Here is a 3,206-nt window from a genome sequence, read left to right on the forward strand (position 1 = left end):
AGGCGTTTAGTCCTGAAATTTGGCATAAAGACAGTTGTGATTGACGTGTCCCATTTTTTACAATGCCATTGGTTGCGTGACAATTTGGGCAACAATCTGGTGTATAGGTTAATTTACCGTATAAGACCAATGATTTTTTATGTCGAATGTCACACTCTGATATGTTTTCATGATCAAATGTGATGTTTTTATCCTTTAATTGTAGTAAGATTTCTGTTATATTAGACATAGGCAATTTCTCCTTATTATTTGGTCGTACTTTTAATTTAAGAGAAAATTGCCTTTTTGTCTACATAAAATTAGGGTTGCTGGCTTATGCCATCAACCCTAAAAATTATACAGCCCTAATATATTGAATAACTGTTAAACAAGGTAAGTGGCTATAAAAAACTATAAAATATTCAAATAAATGACAGATGAACAAGTCGATGACTTGTCTGCATGTATTAAGAACACGCTACGTATTATCAATCAAAAAGATATTCAATACAAAGAAGCGTGTCTGTTTTCAGCATGAAAAGATTATTTAAAAAAACCGCTATTCGTGTTGACCATTATCATACAGAATACTCTTTTGGCTATAAAGAATGGTATACGCATGTGTTTCATTCACGGAGATATAAAGTAAAAATATATAACAATTTTTTGTCTGCTGAAGCAGTTGCAAAACAAATTCATGGCACTGTTATAGCCCTTTAGTTTGTAAATGAATTTATTAAAAAAACCAAAAAAATATTTATACAGTATTTTGTATGAAAGCCATTTTTGAAAACAAGTGTTTAAAAATAAATACTTCTTTATGTATTCAAAAAACTGTATAAATAAACAAAAACATCTTTTTTACAACATTTGGTAGTGTTTACATCATTGGAGTAAAGTTGTATAATATGTTTACAAAAGAAAAAATAAATTAAAAAGAAACAGGTACACAGCTGTGTCAAGTGAGATTTCTTATGTAGAAGAATGCAGCAGAAGGGACTACGAATATAGTAGATACAGGTTTATAATATGAAAATAGATTTGTTTAAAGTTTTCTGGTTATTCATTGATATTGGATTCTTTATCATACTTTTAATAAAATATTGGAAAATTATTATTTCTTTTGATACTTATTCGATTATTTCAATAGTGATGCTTATTTTATATATAATAATTAGTGTCATAGAATATAAACATCTAGACGATTAATTCTATAATGCTTTATATCATTTTGTGTCAAAAGACACGAGGACCGCCTTATTATTTATTTTTTATAGTTTCTAGTTTACATAATATAAATTATATAAAGTTATGTGCCGAAAGAAAATATTTAGTGTTTTATAATGATACTACTTCTCCTATAAAGAATTTATCTAAGTATATTATAAAATAATATTTCAAATAATTACTAAAAGGTTCAATAAATATTTCTTAACAACACCATTTGATATAGTACCTAAAAATAACCTTCGTGGCACAAAAATTATTTAATTAACACAATAGGTAAACCGACGTTTTTATGATGTCGGTTTACCTATTGTGTTAAATCTATTTTAAAACTTCTTTTAAAACATCATTTTTTAATTGTTCCACTCTATCTAATTTTTCCCATGGCAAGTCTAAGTCAGAGCGTCCAAAATGTCCGTAAGCAGCTGTTTGTTTGTAAATAGGACGGCGTAAATCTAACATTTTAATAATACCGGCTGGACGTAAATCAAAGTTTTTTTCGATTGCTTTTACTAAAACTTCTTCAGATACTTTTCCAGTTCCAAAAGTATCTACTGAAATAGAAACAGGTTTAGCGACACCAATAGCATAAGCTAACTGGATTTCTGCTTTATCTGCCAATCCTGCAGCTACAATATTTTTTGCAACATAACGAGCAGCATACGCAGCAGAACGGTCTACTTTTGTTGCATCTTTTCCAGAGAATGCTCCACCACCATGACGAGCATAACCTCCGTATGTGTCTACGATGATTTTACGGCCTGTTAATCCAGCATCTCCGACAGGTCCTCCAATAACAAAACGTCCTGTTGGGTTAATGAAATACTTTGTATTGTCTGTTAACCATTCTTTTGGAATAATCATATCAATAACATGTTTTTTAATATCTTCATGAATTTGTTCTTGGGTAACTTCTGGGCTATGTTGTGTTGACACAACAACTGTATCAACATAAGCTGGTTTTCCATTTTCATCGTATGCAACGGTTACTTGAGTTTTACCGTCTGGACGCAAATAAGATAATGTGCCATTTTTTCTAACATCTGTTAATTGTTTTGCGAGTTTATGTGATAGATAAATTGGCATTGGTAAGTAATCCGGTGTTTCATTATTGGCATAACCAAACATTAACCCTTGATCCCCTGCACCAATCGCTTCAATTTCTTCATCGCTCATTTGCCCTTCACGTGCTTCTAGAGCTTGGTTAACACCTTGGGCAATGTCTGATGACTGTTCGTCAATAGCTGTTAATACAGCAATGGCATTTCCATCAAAACCGTATTCTCCTTTGTTATATCCAATAGTGTTAACTGTTTGGCGCACAATTTTTTGAACGTCAACATAAGCATTTGTAGAAATTTCTCCTGCTACGAGTACTAAACCTGTTGTGACACTTGTTTCACAAGCAACACGTGCATTGGCATCTTGTGCTAAAATCGCATCTAAAATTGCATCAGAAATTTGGTCTGCAATTTTGTCGGGATGCCCTTCCGTTACAGATTCAGATGTAAATAATTTATAATGATTTGTCATACATTTCTCCTTGTGACATATATTTCATTGATACCTTATAGAAAATGGAATACACCAACTACTATTCTATTTTGAACGTTCGTTTTGCTTTATCCATAAAAAAGCACCATTCATGTATTTCACAGAATAGTGCTAACATACTAAACGAAGCCATCACACTTATCGCTCAAAGTTCTGACTTTGCTAAGATTAGCACCTTCCGATTTAAAACGGGGTTGCCGGGTTTCATCGGGCCTTTACCCTCCACCTACTCTAGATAAGATTATCAATAACGCTATCATATATAAAATTTATTTTTTTGTCAATCATTATGCAGTGTACGTGTTTGATTTTTTTATAAGCCGAGTTGTAAAATAAAGTGCAAAAGCAAAATAGTGTTATAAAAACAAAAAAAGACAGATAATTAACTTACTAAGATTCACCACAAAATTAGAAAGGTCATTATCATGTCTAAAACAAATTATAAC

2 protein-coding genes, 1 pseudogene and 1 riboswitch are annotated in these 3,206 nt (G+C 31.5%); of the genes and pseudogenes, 1 reads left to right on the forward strand and 2 read right to left on the reverse strand.

Features of this window, described 5'->3' with window-relative positions:
- A pseudogene (locus GMA06_RS08180) lies at window positions 1-229 on the reverse strand (ISL3 family transposase); the annotation flags it as partial.
- Window positions 230-513: 284 nt separating this feature from the next.
- Here GMA06_RS08180 and GMA06_RS08185 point away from each other — a divergent pair.
- The gene (locus GMA06_RS08185; protein ID WP_163562278.1) at window positions 514-699 is read left to right on the forward strand and encodes a hypothetical protein; all 186 of its coding nucleotides are present in this window, start codon (window positions 514-516) and stop codon (window positions 697-699) included.
- Between the two features lie 828 nt (window positions 700-1,527).
- Here the strand turns inward: GMA06_RS08185 and metK are convergent.
- Window positions 1,528-2,739, reverse strand: coding sequence for a methionine adenosyltransferase (gene metK / locus GMA06_RS08190; protein WP_163562279.1), 1,212 nt, complete (start codon window positions 2,737-2,739; stop codon window positions 1,528-1,530).
- A gap of 156 nt (window positions 2,740-2,895) precedes the next feature.
- A riboswitch (SAM riboswitch) is annotated at window positions 2,896-3,002 on the reverse strand.
- Between the last annotated feature and the right edge of the window lie 204 nt (window positions 3,003-3,206).

The organism is Granulicatella sp. zg-84 (assembly GCF_010892375.1).
Classification (GTDB): domain Bacteria; phylum Bacillota; class Bacilli; order Lactobacillales; family Aerococcaceae; genus WM01.

Excerpts from the sequence above, each read along its gene's own strand:
- GMA06_RS08185 (WP_163562278.1), top strand. The coding sequence starts at position 514 with ATGAAAAGATTATTTAAAAAAACCGCTATTCGTGTTGACCATTATCAT.
- metK (WP_163562279.1), bottom strand. The coding sequence starts at position 2,739 with ATGACAAATCATTATAAATTATTTACATCTGAATCTGTAACGGAAGGG.